The sequence below is a fragment of the Streptomyces sp. NPDC046931 genome (assembly GCF_040644655.1).
Classification (GTDB): domain Bacteria; phylum Actinomycetota; class Actinomycetes; order Streptomycetales; family Streptomycetaceae; genus Streptomyces.
On sequence record NZ_JBEYWX010000009.1, the window covers coordinates 19,940 to 35,589 of the forward strand.

A 15,650-nucleotide genomic window follows, 5' to 3' on the forward strand; every position below is an offset into this window, starting at 1 on the left:
CCCCCCGGTTCTCCCGTGCTCGGCCGGCGCCGGCCTCCCGATGTCCGCGCCCCGGCCGGATGGGCGGCGCGGACACCGCCGGCTCACAAGGCCCGCAGGCCGTTGATCACATCGCGCAGGATGCTCTCGTCCACGAGCTCGGCGGGGGGTACGGGGCGCGACACATGGACCAGTTCCTCGTCCACGAGGTCTCCCACGAGGACACGGACCACGCCGACGGGCAGATCGAGTCCGGCGGCGAGTTCTGCGACCGACTGGGGTGCCTCACGGCAGAGCTCGACGATGTCCACGTGTTCCGGGGACAGCGACGGGTCCGCCTCGGGATCGTCCGCGTGCGGTTCCGTGACGACCACGGCGATCAGGTCGAGGCGGTGCTGGGCACCGTGGTTGGTGCGGCCGCGCGTCATGGCGTACGGACGGACCACGGGCCCGGCCTCGTCGTCGAACCAGTGGCTGCTTCCCTGACCGTCTCCGCTCATGCCATCTCACTACCCGCCCGAAGGCAGATCGGTGCGCGGAGTGGAGGCGAGATGTGCGCCGACCCGCTTGACCAGCAGGGTCATCTCGTAGGCCACCTGACCGACGTCGGAGTCCGCGTCCGACAGAACGGCGAGGCAGCTTCCGTCACCGGCGGCCGTCACGAACAGGAACGCCTCGTCGAGTTCCACGATGGTCTGCCGGACGCCACCGGCGTCGAAGTGCCGCCCGACCCCCTTGGCGAGGCTGTGGAATCCGGAGGCGACCGCGGCGAGGTGCTCGCCGTCCTCCCGGCTCAGCTCCCTGGAGACCCCTGTCGGCAGGCCGTCGCTGGAGAGCACGAGCGCCTTGCGGATGCTGGCTACGCGCTCCACCAGGTCGTCGAGGAGCCAGTTCAGCTCTCCCGATGCCTTGTTCGTCGCGGTGGGCCCTGCGGCCTTCGGTGCGGTCATCGACCGTCCCCCTCTGTCGTTCCTCGTGCTGAGCCGTCCGGGGCCTCGTCGCCGGCGGCGTTGTCCTCGCGGCCGCGCTGCCAGCCCCGCTGGAGCGAGGCGAATCGGCTGCGGACCTCGTCGGCGTCGCGCTCGGCCGGCCCTGCCCGGTTCCCGGCGTGGGACCGGTCCTGTTCCAGGCGCCGATCGGGACCTTCCTTCAACTGCGGTGCCAGGCTGGCCTGCCGGACCCGGCGGGGCAGTGCGCCCGCGCCCGATTCTGCCGGTCCGTCCGCCGCGTCCTGCGGCGGGGTGGTCGCTTCCGGGCCTGCCGGGGGCCTGGTGCGACGCCGCTGCGGCAGGGCAGGGGCCTCGGACCGGTCACCGGGAGAACGGGGGACACCTCCCCTGGGTTCCGTCTGGCGGCCGGACGGTCGTCGGGCCTCCTGGAGATCCGTCACCCGCCGCTCCGGCGGCTCCGTCTCCGCGTCGGCCCTTCCGCGCCGCAACCCCTGTCCCGTCACCGGGCGGCCGTGGGAGCTGACGAGCTTGGGGGCGCGGCGAACCGGCAGCGGAACGGGTGCGCCCGGGTGGTCGGTGTCAGTGGGCCGGGCCGCTTCGCGGCGCGTGTCCGGTGCCGGGCGGCGCTGTACGCCCGGGGGCTCGGAGAGTGAACGCCGGGGGCGGAAGAGACCACCGCGTTCGCTGTCCTCGCCGCCGAGCGCACCGGGGAAGTCGTCGAGCGCGTCCAGGTCGACGGGGGCCTCCAGCTCCACCGGGCCGTCCAGGATGGCCGCCGGGATGCCCGGGAGCTGGACGGGCACGTGGGAGAGCGCCGATGTGCGCTCCCCGGTCTCCCCCTCCGTCTTCTCGGGCATCGGGCGGTCGAGGCGGAAGCCGATTCCGTTGGTGTCCGGGACGTCGTCGGTCAGCAGCGCGTCGGGGATCAGGACGACGGCCGTGGTGCCGCCGTAGGGGGACGGCTGGAGCGAGACACGGACGTTCTGGCGCCGGGCGAGTCTGCTGACCACGAAGAGGCCGAGCCGGTCGGTGTCGGACAGCTCGAACTCGGGAGTTTCGGCGAGTCTGAGGTTGGCGTCGAGAAGCGCCTCGGCCGACATGCCGAGGCCGCGGTCGTGGATCTCCAGGGTGAAGCCGTTGGCCACGCGTTCGCCGAGGACCTGGACGGCGGTGTGCGGCGGCGAGAAAACCGTGGCGTTCTCCAGGAGTTCGGCCACCAGGTGGGTGAGGTCGGCGACCGCGGGGCCGGTGACGGCGACGCGCGGCAGCCGTCGTACCTCGACGCGCTCGTAGTCCTCCACCTCGGCGACGGCGGCGCGCACAACGTCCATGAGCTGGACCGGCTTGCGCCACTGCCGGGAGGGGGCGGCTCCGGAGAGGATGACCAGGCCCTCGGCGTGGCGGCGCATACGGGTGGTGAGGTGGTCGAGCCGGAAGAGGTCGGCGAGTTCCTCGGTGTCCTCGGTCCTGCGTTCCATGGTGTCGAGCAGGGTCAGCTGCTTGTGCAGCAGGACCTGGCTGCGGCGGGCGAGGTTGACGAAGACCTCGGAGACCCCGGCGCGCAGTTCGGCCTGTTTGACGGCGGCCTCGACGGCGGCGCGCTGGAGGGTGTTGAGGGCCTGGCCGACCTCGCCGATCTCGTTCTGGCCGTACTCCAGACGGGGTACCTCGGTCTCGATGTCGACTTGTTCGCCCGCCGAGAGACGGCGCATCAGGCTGGGCAGCCGCACTCCGGACGCCTCATGGGCGTCCAGGCGCAGCCGGCGCAGATCGCGGACGAGGTGGCGGCCGATGCGTACGGACATGATCAGGGAGATCAGCAGGGCGACGAGGCCCAGGACGCCCGCCACGGCCGCTTTGGCGATGACGTCGACGGCCAGGGGACGGACGCGGTCCTGGTAGCGGTCGCCGGCCTGGGTGCTCATCCGGTCGAGCCGGTCGAGGACCTGCCCAGCCGCCTCGTTCCAGCTCTGCGCGGTGACACCGTGCGGGGTGCCGGGGGCGGCGCCGACGACGGACCGTTCGGCCATGCGAAGGGGTGCGGTGCCGGCGTTCCTCCAGTAGCGCTGGAAGCGTCCGCTCTCCGAGCCCGGCAGCAGGGGCAGGCTGACGTCGTACATCACGCCGCGCTGAGCGACGAGGCCGGAGACGGCGTGGATGTCGTCGCGGGTGATCCGTCCGGCGACGAGCGCGGAGCCGAGGAGGGCGTCCTCGCGGGAGAGCAGTTCGCGGGCGCGGAAGACACCGGCGAGCGCACGGCTCTGCCTGTCCATGTCCACGTTGTCCAGGACCCGCAGGTTGGACAGGAGCGTGAAGCAGGGGTCGACCAGACGGTTGTAGAGGTCCAGGGCCTGGGTGCGGCCGACGGTGCCCTCCTCGACACTGCGGCGCAGCGCCTGCATACCGTCCAGGGCTTCCAGGACGGAGGTGAGGCGCTGGGCGGTGCCCGCCCCCGCGTCCTCGCGCAGGTCCTTGTCCTTGCTGTTGCGACGGAGCTTGGCGACGACCTGGTCGGTGGCGGCGCGGCTGCGGCGGAGCGCGGCGAGGGAGTCGGAGGCGCGCGGGTCCGCGAGGTAGACGAGGGTCTGGCGGCGCTCCTCCTGCAGGACTCGGACCGTGTCCTCGGTGGGGTAGCCGACCTTTTCGACGATGTACGAGGCGTGGAACACGGACTGGGCCGCACGGCCGGTGAGCACGGTCGCGAAGGCCCAGATGGCGGTCAGGGACAGGAGCGGCACGAGAAGGAGCGCCACGATCTTCCGGCGGATGGACTTCCCGCGAAAGCGCATGGCCTCCCCCAGCTCGCCCCCCTCCGGCCGGGGGTACACATGTGCGTCAACAAACGGCGTGAGCCTACTACCGACACACAGGTATCTCGAAAGGCCGACCCGCCGCACCACCCCATGGACAGCGAACAGGACATGGGGAGTTGTCCCGTCATTGGGGGGCATTTGCTCCCCGGAACCGGCATGCGGCACAGGAGGACCTCGGATCGGGCATCCGGGGCGGTTGGCCGGAAATTTTCGTTCGACGGGAATCTTCGCGGAACGTCGATCGTCCTTCCGTACGGGGAATCGGGGGCGGATTCGGCCACCGGCGCCGCATGCCGCACTCAGGCGGCGTAAAACCGCGCAAGCCGGGCAGCCACTGGGAAGCCGGGGTCGGATGGCACCGGGACGAGCGGTCTGCGGGCGGTGGGGAGTGACACGTTGATGGGCACGGCGGAGCGGCGCGGGACGCCCGGGTCGGGTGGTGCGGCACCCAAGACGGCGCGGGGGGAGGCGCAGGGGGCGGATCGCGGCTTTCCGGCGCGCGCCGCCCGAGAGGAGGCGCGGGAGCGAGGCACGGCGGTCCCGGGGGACTCCCCGCTGGGCGAGCGGGGGGTGCCGGCGCACGAGGAGTTTCACGAGGCGCCCTACCGGCCGTTGTGGGTGGAGGAGCCCGCGCGCAGGCGACGGCTCCCGGATCCGGTGCGTACGGCGGCGGTGCGGGCGGTACTCGTCATTTCGGTGACACTGATCCAGGCGGTCGTCGCCTTTCTGTGCACGATGGCCGACTCCTGGCTGGCGTTCCCGATGGTTCTGTCGAGCGTCGCCAGTACGGTGGTGGCGACCTGGGGCGTGCTCGACGTCTGGGTGACGCGCCAGGTGTGGTATCAGCGCCATGGGGTGGTGTCGGCACCCAGCAGCACGGCCCGGGAGCTGCGCCGCGAGCGCCGCACGGTCCGCCGGCAGGCGCGGGCCGCGGAGCGCACCCGGCGGCGCATACGCAGGCAGGGCGGGGCCGGCCAGCTGTCGCATCCCTGACCGTGTGGGCTGAGGGCGGGCATCCACCGTGGTCCCGCCGACCGGCCCGCCTCCACCCAAGGGTCACGATGCCGTCGGCCCCACCGGTTCGACGGCGCGCGCGAGTTCACGCCTGATCCGCATGAACGGGCGGGGGCGGTCGAAGGAGAGGACCGCCGTGGTCCGCCCGTCGCGCTCGTAGACCGGGAGGAGACCGCCTTCGACGGGCGCGCCGTCCTTAAGTGCGCCCTCGGCGATGCGCACGGTGTCGGTCGTGTGCCGACGCCCCGCGGACTGGAGGCGCACACCGTACTGGTCGGACCAGAAGCACGGCAGCGAGCGCACCGTCTCCGCCGGGTGCCCCGCCGGCAGATTGCGTACGGCGACATGGGACTGCTCGGTGGCCCCGTCTCGGGGCCGAGTTGCGGGCCGAGGGGCAGTGGTGCGGCATCGACGACCGTGACGTCATGTCCGAGACCGCCGCCGACTGCCCGGCGAGTGCCTGGCCGGAGTGCACACCCTGCGCGCCCTCGACGACGCACGCGCCCTGCGTGCCGAACTGACCCGGGGGGACTGCTGGACTACATCCGCAAGACCCACAGCACCGTCCGGATCTCCTCAGGGAGAACGCTCAGGTCACACAGGTCACACAGGTCACACAGGCCGTTTGAACATCCGTGTCGCGGTGATCTCGCTGTGCACCGCCTCCCCGGTCTGGGGCTGCTGCGGCAGCCCCGGCCGGAGGTGTTCCTCCACCCGGATGTACTTCAGTCCGGCCCGCAGGTCGGCGTCGTTGCGCAACCGGATGACCAGCGGGAACTCGGCGAGCGCGGTGGTGTCGAACAGTCCGGTGGTGTAGAGGAGCTGCACACCGAGCGCGTCCGACACGGCCCGCTGGAGCTCCAGCAGATACGTGGCGTTGGCGCGTCCGATGGGGTTGTCCAGGAACAGCGTGCCCGCGTGGCGGTGCTTGTCACGCCCCCGGTCGTTGGAGCGCAGCGCGGCCATCGTGCAGTACAGCGCGATGGCGGCGGTGAGCAGCTGGCCGCCGGAGAACACGTCTCCCATCTGCCCTACCGGGACGCGCTCGGCGCGCAGCACGGCGTCCGGCTTGAGGATCTCGACCGCGACGCCCTTGGGCTGGAGCGCCGCCGCGACCCCCCTCAGCAGTAGCGACATCCCGTCGCGCCGCAGGTCGGAGTTCTTCTTGACGGCCGCACGGGTCGCGTCGTCGATGACCTCGCCCAGGCGTTCGATCAGCGTGGCCGGGTCGGGTTCCTCGAAGCGGATCCGCAGGAACTCCTGCCCGGACCACTCACCGAGGCCCTCGGGGAGCCGGGACAGCCGCTGTGCGGACCGCAGGGTCGCCAGCGCCGACTCCACCAGGCCACGTAGACGGTCCACGATGGAGTCGCGGTTGCGCTCCAGCTGCGCCAGTTCGTCGGTCAGTACGCGCAGCCGGGGCGCGAAGGCATTCGCCCACCGCTGCGCGTGTTCCGGCAGCGCGGACGCGGGCAGTTCACGGATCTGCTGCCGGGCGGGGGTGCGGACCTGCTCGTACCGTGTGGAGTTGGCGTGCCGCACCAGCACGTCGCAGGCCTCCCGCACGGCGGCCTCGGCGGCGGACAGATCGGCGGCACAGCCCCGCAGCGACCTGCGGGTCTCGGCGGCGGCCCGGCGGGCCTCCTCCAGGTTGCCCGGATAGGGCTCCGGCTCCTCCTGGTCCTCCACCGCGGCGTGCTCGCGCAGCAGGTCGCGGAGCATGGCCGCGACCTCGTCGAAGCCGCTTGCCGCGTCCTCGGCGGTCCGGTGGGTCTCGAGGAGTTCGGCGTGGGCCTCGCGGGCCTGGCCGAGCGCCTCGGCACGGGAGGCGAGCTCGGCCGTCGCGGTGCGCAGCAGGGCCTGCGCGTGCTCGGCGTCCCGGGGCACCAGCTCCTCCGGCAGCTCGGTGTGGGCCTCGCCGTTCTCGGGCGCGTGCCGCTCGGCCTCACCGCGCAGCCGTCCGAGCTGCTCGCTGGCCGTGGACACACGGGTCTCCAGCAGCTGCACCAGCTCCTCGGCGCGCGCGGCGGCGGCCTGCCGCGACGGGCCGTCCGAGCCGTCCGGGGACTCGAGGAGCTGCTCGGCACGCGTGCGCACCTTGTTGCTGAGCCGGTCCAGTTCGGCGAGCGCGGCGGAGTCGTCGCTCTCGGCCCGCGCCTGTTCGGCCCGCAGATCGGCACCGACGCCGACCTTCTCGTACACCTGGGAGGCGGCCCGGTAGGCCTCGCGGAGGGCGGGCAGGGCCGCCTTGGGTGGCTCCGCGTCGTCCTCCGGTACGTCGTCGGGGGCGCCCGCGATCTCCGCGCGCTCGGCGCGCAGCGCACGCGCCGTGCGGCGGGCGTCGTCGGCGGCGCGCTGGGCCGCGCGGCGGTCCTCGTCGGCGGCACGGGCGCGTTCCAGCCAGGACTGGGCGCGGGCCTCCGACTCGACCGCCTCGTCGGCGAGTTCACGCAGCTTGACCTGCCAGCCCGCGCGCTCGCGCAGCCGGAAGGCGAGTCCCGCGAGGGCGTCGGCGGCTCGACGGGCCTTCTGGGCGGCGTCCTGCCGCTCGTCCCGCAGCCGGGCGGCCTCGGCCGCAAGCTCGTCGGCCTCGGCGCGGGCGGTGCGCGCCTCGGCCAGCTCGGCCTCCGCCTCCTCGGCGAACACGCGGGCGTCCCGGGCGGCACCGGAGAGTTCGGTCAGCCGCCCGGCCGGGCAACCGGTGCGCCAGGAGGCCAGCCGGGCCGCCAGCTCCCGGTCCTTGCCGAGGCGGGCGGCGAGCGCCCGGATCTCCTCGTCGCGGGCGGTGGCCCGCGCGCGCAGCGCCTGCCGCTCCTGGTCGGCGGCGTGCTCGTCGTGCATGGCCGGGTTCGGCGGTACGAGGAAGACGGCGGCGCCACCGTCGTGCTCGTCGAGGGCCGGGGCCGGGGCGAGCAGCGCGGCGGCGGTGCCCACGGCGACGGCGGAGCGGGGCAGCAGCGCGACGTCGCTCAGCGCCTGCCGGGCCCGGGAGTGCGAGTCCGGATCGGTGATGATCACGCCGTCGACGAGTTCGGGGCGGGCGGCCAGCACGCGCGCGTGGTCGGCGGGGTCGACGGCCTGCGCGAGATAGCGCCAGCCGGGCAGCGCGGGAATGCCGTGCTCGCCGAGGAACTCGACGGTCGCGAGGACATCGGGGCCGGGCGGAAGCAGCCCGCCGTCACCCAGCGCCCCGAGGATGCGCGCGTCGTCGGCCGCCGCGGTGCGCAGATCGAAGAGCTGCCGTTCGGCGGAGGCGACGGAGTCCTCCAGCAGGACGCGCAGCTCGTCGGCGAAGCCGTCCAGCTCCTCGGGGGTGAGGGGGCCCTCACCGGTGGCCGGAGCACCCGCCGTGTCCGCGTCCGTGTCGCGGCGGGGCCCGGGGACCCGCTTGCGTGCGTTGGTGCCCGACAGGCTCAGCAGTTCCGCCAGGCGCTCCTCCGCGGCCAGCGCCTCGGCGGTCCGGCGCTCGGCCTGGTACGTCCGCTCGGCGGCCGTGGCGGCGTCCGCCGCGCGGGCCGCCGTCAGTTCCGCCCGGGACTCGGCGGAGGCGGCCTCACGGGCGTGCTCGGAGGCACGGCGGGAGGCCTCGCGGGCGCCGTCCCAGGCGGCGACCGCCGTCTTCTCGGCGTCACTCGCGGCCAGTGCGGCCCGCGCCGGGTCGGCGTCGGGGGCGCTGTCGTCGAGCCAGCCGGCCCGTACGGCCTGCGCGGTCTCCTGCTCCACCTCGGCGAGCCGCTCGCGCAGATGCTCCACCTCACTGCGGGCACGCTGCGCCTGGGTGGCGGCGGCGGTGGAGTCCCGATGCGCGGACTCGCCGGCCTCCTGGAGGGCGGCGGACCGCTCCTCCTCCTCGTTGGCCAGCGACTCGGCGCTCTCGGCGGCCGAGTGCAGCGCCCGGACGAGATCGACGGCGGCCTTGGCTCGGGCGGCGAGCGCCGGGGCGGCGTCCCGCTCGGCCTCGCGGATCGCGGCGGCCACGCGCGCGGAGCGGTCGGCGGCGGCGCGGTGCCGCAGGACGGCCTCGGCGGCCTGCCACGCGGAGTACAGCTGGCGGGCGTCGGCCAGTTCGCGCTTCTGCGCGGCGGCGGTCTTCTCGGCGCCGGCGAGGGCCAAGGAGGCGTGCCGGTACGCCAGTTCCGCCGCGACCAGGGCACTGCGCTCCCTGGCGCCCTCGGCATGGGTGACGGCATGCGCGGCGGCGGTCACCCGCTGGGCCAGATCGGCGGCCCGGACCCGCTCCTGCGCCCCCCGCCCGGAAAGCCGCCGGGCCAGGGTGCGGGTACGGCGCTCGGCGCCCGCGTGGATGTCCCGTGCCCGTGACCGGGCCTCGGTGGCGTCGACGATCCGTCCGAGCAGGTCCACCGACCCGGCGGTGAAGTCCCGCTCGGCGATCAGCTCGGAGCGCCGTCCCAGCTTGTTGCCGAACCCGCTGACCAGGTCGGCGAGTCCGTCGGTGTCCCGGGTGTCGGTGACCGCGCGCAGCAGCAGGTCCGTGAAGTCGGAGTCCTTCTTGACCGCGAAGAGTCCGGCGGCCTCGCCCTCGTCGGCGTTCATCTCCCGCTGGTAGCGGAAGAGTTCGGGGTCGAGACCGAGGTCCGTCAGATGCTCGTTCCAGCGGTCGTGGATCTCCTCCCAGTGCACTTCCAGGTGCGGGTACGCCTTGCCCGCCTCCACGAGGGCGTCCCTGAAGCCCTTCATGGTGCGGCGCCGCCCCTGCGCCCCGGACGCGCCCTCGACGGGCGGCCGTACTGCGGTGGACTCGGCGACCGGCAGGTTGTCGAGGCTGAGGCCGGGTCCCGGCCGGAAGGAGTACCAGGCCTCCGCGAACTTCCTCGGGTCGTTGGAGACCTGGCGGCCGCGCCACTCGCTCGCCTTGCCGACCACGACGCACTCGCCGGTCAGCGTGTGCTGCCACTCCAGCGCCACGTGCCCGCAGTCGTCGGCGAGCAGGAACTTGCGCAGCACGCCCGAACTGGCGCCGCCGAGGGTGTTGCGGTGCCCCGGCAGCATCACCGAGAAGATCAGCTTCAGCAGGACGGACTTGCCGCCGCCGTTCTCCAGGAAGAGCACGCCGGCGGGCGCGGGGCGGCGCGGCGGCCCGGCGGGCTCCTCCTCGAAGAACTCCGCCTGGGTGGGCGCGGGGTCGGGCACCAGATCACCCACACCCCGCAGGTCCAGCACGGTGTCCGCATAGCGCGCACCGGCCGGCCCGATGGAGTAGAGGCGGACCCGGGACAGCTCGTACATGGGGGGCTCTCGTCGTCGGTCGTGCTGGGTGTTCGGAGGGAGTGAGGAGGTCCGGGGAGCTTCAGGAGCTTCGAAGGCCTCGTACCGCTGGACTTGACGTCCCTGCGGCGCTTCGGGGCCCGCTCCGGCAGCCTCAGGAGTGGAACGGCAGTCCGGCGTCGGCCGCCAGCTCCAGGTCGTCGATGTCCTCGGCGGCCAGCAGGGTGGCCGTGCCGTCGGTCACCGGGACGACGCCCAGTTCGAGGAGCTCGGCCATGGCCGCGCTGCTCGCCATGTCGCGCACCTGGAGCTGGTAGCGGGCCGTCGTGCGGTAGGTGCCGCCGTTCTCGTCGCCCGTACGCTGAAGGAAGCCGGAGTCGGTGAGGAACGCGACGGCCTTGGCCACGATGCCGGTGGTCGAACCCGCCAGTCTGCGGGCGTCCTTGGTGGCCCCGGTCGCGCTGCGCCGGGCCCAGATGCGCCAGGCCGCCTCCAGGCCGGGCGCGTCCGTCGCCGGGTCGGTGTTCTCGCCCTGTTCCTCGGCCCGCTCCTCGAGACGGCGGCAGGCCTGGCGCACGAAGGCGTCGACGCCGTTGACCGTGACCCGGCCGATGTAGCCGTCGTCCGCCAGGTCCTCGGGGCGCGGAAAGGCGAGGGCGGCGACGGCGAGATGGGCCAGACCGTGCAGGAAGCGGTCGCCGGAATCGGCCGACGTACGGCGCGCGTAGTCGCCCATGCGGACGGCGAACACGGAGTCCTCGGCGGCGGTCACGGCCATGCCGGCGCGCGGGGACACCTCGAGGACGATCAGGCCGAGTCCGGTGGCGACGGCGTCGGCGAGGCGCCCGAACGGCGGGTCCTCGCGGTAGCGGCGCAGCAGGTCCGCGTACTCCTGGTCGCGCGCGGGCACCAGCTTGGGTTGCAGCCCGAAGGCGACGAGCCGCGCCGCGTCGGCGGCGTCGGCGGGTGTGACGGCGGCGCTCGCCGGCGCGGCGACGGTCTCCGGCTCGCTCCACTCGACGTGCTCGGTCACGGTCGGGACTCCTTGTCGCGCTGGTACTGATTGCCGGTCATGCCGCCTCCGTGCGGTCCGCAGCCATTCCGGCCGCGTCGAGCAGAGCCGTTCCCACGATCAGATCCGCACCGCCGAACTCGGGGTCGTCCAGCTCCGTTCCGTCGTCGACGGCGAAAAGCAGCTTCTCCTCGCCCTGCCGGTAGGCCGTGCCCACGGGCGGGCTGGCCGCGTGCACGGCCAGCAGGGCCACCAGGTACGACAGGTCGGGATCTCCCGTCCGGCGCGCCTCGGCGAGCAGCCCGGACAGCCGCCGCGGCGCGTCCGCCGGCAGGTCGAGCAACTCGGTCGCGGCGGCGAGCTGTTCCTCGCTGAACCGGCTGTCGTCCGGTGTCGCGACGAGGTCCGGCTCGGGCATCTCGGCCCCGAGGTGCTCGCGCTCCACCGGGGGCGTCAGCAGCAGGTCGACGAGATCCCCGACCCGCACGGAACCGGGCGTGCGCAGTCCCGTGCCGTGCGCGAAGAAGGCGTCGGTGACACGGATCGCCTGCTCCAGCGGGAGCGGCAGCACCGGGGCGAGGAGATGCCCGTAGAGGTCCGTGCCGGACGTCGTCATCGGCGTGGCGAACGCCTGCCGGTCCTGTTCGGCACGGAACAGCGGGCCCGCCTCCAGCAGCCGGGACTGAAGCTGGGTGTGTCTGCGGATGCAGTCCTTGACGATGTCGACGAGTTCGGCGGCGCGTCGCTTCTGCTCGGGGTCCTCGGACTCGTCGCGGGCCTTGCGGATGTTGGTGAGGATGGCGTTCTCGTGGCGGTAGCGGTCGGCGACGTGGTCGAGGGCCTCGGCGATCATGTCCGGCACCGCGTTGAGCCAGTCGACCGCGCGGACATTGCGCCGGGTGGCCTCCAGGGCCCTGCGCAGGGACTCGGAGTACTGCACGGTGCGGTAGCGCGCCTGCTCGGCGGCGAGCTGGGCGTCGGCGAGGCGTCCTCGGCTGATCAGCACCTCGAGCTTGACCTCGGCGGCGATCTGGGCGCTGGTGACATCCGTGTCGAGGGCGCCGACGAGCACGTTGACCGCCTCGTCCGTCGTCCGGAGGTAGACGCTCCCGCCGTATCCGGGCACTTCCTCGACCAGCTTGAAGTCGTAGTCCCGGCGGGTATAGGTGCCATCCGGGTCGAATGTGCCGTACACCGCACGGAAGCCGCGGTCGACGCTGCCGACGTTGATCAGGTTCTCCAGCACCCAGCGGGCCACGCGCTCGTGCTCGGCGACCGGGCGCTGCGGGGCCTGGGCGGCGATGCGCGGGATGAGCCGGGCCACTATCTGGTCGTGGTCGGCGCCCGTGTCGAAGTCCATGTTCAGGGTGACCAGGTCGATGGCGGCGAGGGCGATCTCCGCCATCCCGTACACCGAGTACTCACCCGCGAGGTTGGCCTTGCGCGCGTCGAGGTCGTGCAGCGGCGCGGTGCAGGCGAGTGCGCGCAGCCGCCGCGCCAGCCCTTCGTCGGCGGCCGGACCCGCAGCGGGGCGCGGCCCCGCGCTGAGCTGGGGCGGAACACGGTCCGTCGATGCAGGCGAAGTCACGGTGCACAGATTAGGTCCTCGGTCTGACAACGACCCAAACGACGGCCCTCAGCCCGCGTCCGCCACCCGGCGCCCGTAGACCTCGACGAGGCCCGCTCGCGAGTCGTCGAGGTAGTCCGCGAGCAGTTCCTCGGCCCGGTCGCGGTCCCCGGCCCGCAGGGTCTCGAGGATCCGGAGATTGCGTGCGAGGTACGGCTCGTGCAGCCGGCGCGGATCGTCCACCACATGGAAGGCCAGCCGCAGTTCGGCGAAGACGCTGCGCATCAGCTCGTCCGTGCGTTCGCTGCCCGCGAGGGCCACCAGCTCCCGGTGGAAGTGGATGTTCGCCGTGGACACCCCTTTCCAGTCACCTTCCCGGGCGGCGCGCCGGCCCTCGGCGACTGCCTCGGCGAGCCCGTCCAGGGCGTACGGCGGCTCCCCGAGGCCGCGTACGACGGCGCACTCCACGAGTGTCCGGACGCGGTAGATGTCCTCGACGTCCTCGACGGCCAGCACCCGCACGAAGACCCCGCGGTTCAATTCGTGGACCAGCAGCCGCTCATGCGTGAGCAGCCGGAACGCCTCGCGCAGCGTGTTGCGGGAGACGCCGAGCGCGCCGCCGATGCTGTCCTCCGACAGCCGGGTGCCGGGCGGGAAGTAGCCCTCGGCGATGCGGCTTCTGAGGATGTCCGAGACCCGCTCGGCGGTGCTGGTACGCCCGAGGAGGGCGCGGTCGTCGGCCAGTCCCGTCAGCTGCTCTGCCATGCCCGGAATTCAAGCGCAGAGACGAGAACGAAACAACACGGGTATTGAAGGATCGTTCAACGATCCTCTACCTTTCTGCACACGGCGCCGCCCGCTCCCTGCAGCGGCGCCGCGGCATACGCACGGCATGGCTCGGTTTCCAGCACCCTCCGTCCCTCATCTGCGAGGTGCCCATGAGCTCGAACCCTCCATCCCAGGCCCTGACCTCCGACGCCCGGCCGGACACGGCCGAACCCCTGACCGACGAGGGCGCGTCCGGCTGGCTGCGGGCCCTGGGCCCGCGCGGCCGGCGCGCCTTCGCGGGGGCCTTCGGCGGCTATGCGCTGGACGCGTACGACTACTTCACGCTGCCGCTGAGCATGGTCGCGCTCGCCGCGTACTTCGGCCTGGACAGCGGACAGACCGGCCTGTTCACCACGGTCACCCTGATCGTCTCCGCGGTCGGCGGCGCCGTCGCCGGCGTGGTCGCCGACCGTGTCGGACGTGTCAAGGCCCTGATGATCACCGTGGTCACCTACGCCGTCTTCACCGTCGCGTGCGGCTTCGCGCCCACCTACGAGACGCTGCTGGTCTTCCGGGCCCTCCAGGGGCTCGGCTTCGGCGGCGAGTGGGCGGTCGGCGCCATCCTGGTCGCCGAGTACGCGAGCACCCGGCACCGGGGCCGTACCCTCGGCGCGATCCAGAGCTCCTGGGCCGTCGGCTGGGCGCTGGCCGCCGCCGTCTACACCCTGGTGTTCTCTTTCGTGGACGACGGCCTGGCCTGGCGCGTGATGTTCTGGACCGGTGCGCTGCCCGCGCTGCTGGTGATCTGGATGCGCCGTCGGGTCCACGACGCCCCGCAGGCGCGGACCCGGCGCGAAGCCAGCGCGCAGAAGGGCTCCTTCGCGGCGATCTTCCGCCCGGGCAGGGACGGGGCGCCGGGCCTGCTGCGCACGACGGTCTTCGCGGGCCTGCTCTCCACGGGCGTCCAGGGCGGCTACTACACCCTGGCGACCTGGGTGCCGACCTATCTGAAGACGGAGCGGGGCCTGTCCGTCGTCGGCACCGGCACCTATCTGACGTTCCTGATCTCCGGAGCCTTCATCGGCTACCTGACCGGCGGTCACCTCACCGACGTGCTCGGACGCAGGCGCACCATCTGGCTCTTCGCACTGCTCTCGGCCCTCTGTGTGCTGGTGTACGCGAACATCCCGAGCGGCGCCGACACCCTGCTGCTGGTGCTCGGCTTCCCGCTCGGGTTCTGCATGTCGGCGATCTTCAGCGGCTTCGGGTCCTATCTCAGCGAGCTGTATCCGACGGCCGTGCGGGGCACCGGCCAGGGCTTCACGTACAACACCGGCCGCGCCGTGGGCGCCGTCTTCCCCACCCTGGTGGGCTTCCTCGCCGACAGCTGGGGCGTGGGCGGTGCGCTGGTCTTCGGCGCGGTCGGGTACGGCCTCGCCGCGCTGGCGCTGCTGGGGCTGCCGGAGACCCGCGGACAGGAGCTGCGGTGAACCGTACCCAGGACCGCTCCGTGACCGTCGTCGACGAGCACGCGCACGCGTGGAGCCCGCGGGAGGCCCGGGCCCGCTTCCGCGAAGGGACGACCGGCGCCACGGCCGGGGCCGCCGCGGGCCACACCCAGGTCAACCTGATCTCCGTCCCGGCGGACTGGGCCTACGACATGCTGCTGTTCTGCCAGCGCAATCCACAGCCCTGCCCGGTCCTGGACGTCACCGACGCCGGCTCCTTCACCACGGTTCTCGCGGACGGCGCCGATCTGCGCACCGATCTGCCACGCTACCGGGTGTGGCGGGACGGCGAACTGGTGGACGAACCCACCGATGTGCTGGGCCACTGGCGCGACGACCTGGTGTCCTTCCTCATAGGGTGCAGCTTCACCTTCGAGTGGGCGCTGACCGAGGCGGGTGTCCCACTGCGCCACATCGAGCAGGGCCGCAACGTCCCGATGTACGTGACCGCCCGCGAGTGCCGACCGGCCGGACGGCTGCACGGCCCGATGGTGGTGTCCATGCGCCCGGTTCCGCCGCAGCACCTGGCCGCCGCGATCCGGGAGAGCAGTCTGCTCCCCGCGGTACACGGCGGCCCCGTCCACTGCGGCGATCCGTCGGGCCTCGGCATCGAGGACCTCGGCCGGCCGGACTTCGGCGACCCGGTGGACGCCGAACCGGACGACATCCCGGTGTTCTGGGCCTGCGGAGTGACCCCGCAGGCGGCGGTGAGGGCCTCACGGCCGCCCTTCGCCATCACCCACGCGCCGGGGCAGATGTTCATCACCGACGCCCGCGACGACCAGTACCGCGTCGGCTGACGTCGGACGACCA

Annotated in this window: 11 protein-coding genes; 3 read left to right on the forward strand and 8 right to left on the reverse strand. The window is 73.1% G+C overall.

Annotated elements, in window-relative coordinates; genetic code table 11:
• Positions 1–83: 83 nt before the first annotated feature.
• Genes ABZ876_RS17845 through ABZ876_RS17855 form a run of 3 tightly spaced genes read right to left on the reverse strand, consistent with a single transcriptional unit; the run spans position 84 to position 3,718 of the window.
• A complete protein-coding gene (locus ABZ876_RS17845; RefSeq protein WP_361781391.1) occupies positions 84–479 on the reverse strand; it encodes a DUF742 domain-containing protein in 396 nt (131 codons plus the stop codon).
• A 9-nt stretch (positions 480–488) separates the two neighbouring features.
• The gene (locus ABZ876_RS17850) at positions 489–929 is read right to left on the reverse strand and encodes a roadblock/LC7 domain-containing protein (RefSeq protein ID WP_361781394.1); all 441 of its coding nucleotides are present in this window, start codon (positions 927–929) and stop codon (positions 489–491) included.
• Complete coding sequence (locus tag ABZ876_RS17855; RefSeq protein ID WP_361781397.1) at positions 926–3,718, reverse strand: nitrate- and nitrite sensing domain-containing protein; 2,793 nt, start codon at positions 3,716–3,718, stop codon at positions 926–928. Before ABZ876_RS17855 ends, ABZ876_RS17850 begins: the two co-directional genes overlap by 4 nt.
• A 423-nt stretch (positions 3,719–4,141) precedes the next feature.
• Between ABZ876_RS17855 and ABZ876_RS17860 the strand changes: the two genes are divergently transcribed.
• Positions 4,142–4,735, forward strand: a complete 594-nt coding sequence (locus ABZ876_RS17860) for a hypothetical protein (RefSeq protein ID WP_361781400.1) — start codon at positions 4,142–4,144, stop codon at positions 4,733–4,735.
• Between the two features lie 63 nt (positions 4,736–4,798).
• Here ABZ876_RS17860 and ABZ876_RS17865 read toward each other — a convergent pair whose 3' ends face one another.
• From ABZ876_RS17865 to ABZ876_RS17885, 5 genes are all read right to left on the reverse strand, one after another.
• The gene (locus ABZ876_RS17865; protein ID WP_361781403.1) at positions 4,799–5,059 is read right to left on the reverse strand and encodes an oxidoreductase C-terminal domain-containing protein; all 261 of its coding nucleotides are present in this window, start codon (positions 5,057–5,059) and stop codon (positions 4,799–4,801) included.
• A 309-nt stretch (positions 5,060–5,368) separates the two neighbouring features.
• Positions 5,369–10,003, reverse strand: coding sequence for a hypothetical protein (locus ABZ876_RS17870; protein ID WP_361781406.1), 4,635 nt, complete (start codon positions 10,001–10,003; stop codon positions 5,369–5,371).
• A gap of 133 nt (positions 10,004–10,136) precedes the next feature.
• Positions 10,137–11,015, reverse strand: coding sequence for a hypothetical protein (locus ABZ876_RS17875; protein WP_361781408.1), 879 nt, complete (start codon positions 11,013–11,015; stop codon positions 10,137–10,139).
• A 37-nt stretch (positions 11,016–11,052) separates the two neighbouring features.
• On the reverse strand, positions 11,053–12,582 hold the full coding sequence (locus tag ABZ876_RS17880; RefSeq protein ID WP_361781411.1) for a hypothetical protein: 1,530 nt from the start codon (positions 12,580–12,582) through the stop codon (positions 11,053–11,055).
• Positions 12,583–12,630: 48 nt separating this feature from the next.
• Complete coding sequence (locus tag ABZ876_RS17885; protein WP_361781414.1) at positions 12,631–13,326, reverse strand: GntR family transcriptional regulator; 696 nt, start codon at positions 13,324–13,326, stop codon at positions 12,631–12,633.
• A gap of 173 nt (positions 13,327–13,499) precedes the next feature.
• Between ABZ876_RS17885 and ABZ876_RS17890 the strand changes: the two genes are divergently transcribed.
• Positions 13,500–14,819: an MFS transporter gene (locus ABZ876_RS17890; protein ID WP_361781417.1), complete on the forward strand. Its 1,320-nt coding sequence runs from the start codon at positions 13,500–13,502 to the stop codon at positions 14,817–14,819.
• Positions 14,816–15,637 carry a putative hydro-lyase gene (locus ABZ876_RS17895; protein ID WP_361781420.1) on the forward strand — a complete coding sequence of 274 codons (822 nt, stop codon included), beginning with the start codon at positions 14,816–14,818 and terminating at the stop codon, positions 15,635–15,637. Before ABZ876_RS17890 ends, ABZ876_RS17895 begins: the two co-directional genes overlap by 4 nt.
• Positions 15,638–15,650 lie beyond the last annotated feature (13 nt).

Excerpts from the sequence above, each read along its gene's own strand:
- ABZ876_RS17845 (WP_361781391.1), bottom strand. The coding sequence starts at position 479 with ATGAGCGGAGACGGTCAGGGAAGCAGCCACTGGTTCGACGACGAGGCC.
- ABZ876_RS17850 (WP_361781394.1), bottom strand. The coding sequence starts at position 929 with ATGACCGCACCGAAGGCCGCAGGGCCCACCGCGACGAACAAGGCATCG.
- ABZ876_RS17855 (WP_361781397.1), bottom strand. The coding sequence starts at position 3,718 with ATGCGCTTTCGCGGGAAGTCCATCCGCCGGAAGATCGTGGCGCTCCTT.
- ABZ876_RS17860 (WP_361781400.1), top strand. The coding sequence starts at position 4,142 with ATGGGCACGGCGGAGCGGCGCGGGACGCCCGGGTCGGGTGGTGCGGCA.
- ABZ876_RS17870 (WP_361781406.1), bottom strand. The coding sequence starts at position 10,003 with ATGTACGAGCTGTCCCGGGTCCGCCTCTACTCCATCGGGCCGGCCGGT.
- ABZ876_RS17885 (WP_361781414.1), bottom strand. The coding sequence starts at position 13,326 with ATGGCAGAGCAGCTGACGGGACTGGCCGACGACCGCGCCCTCCTCGGG.
- ABZ876_RS17890 (WP_361781417.1), top strand. The coding sequence starts at position 13,500 with ATGAGCTCGAACCCTCCATCCCAGGCCCTGACCTCCGACGCCCGGCCG.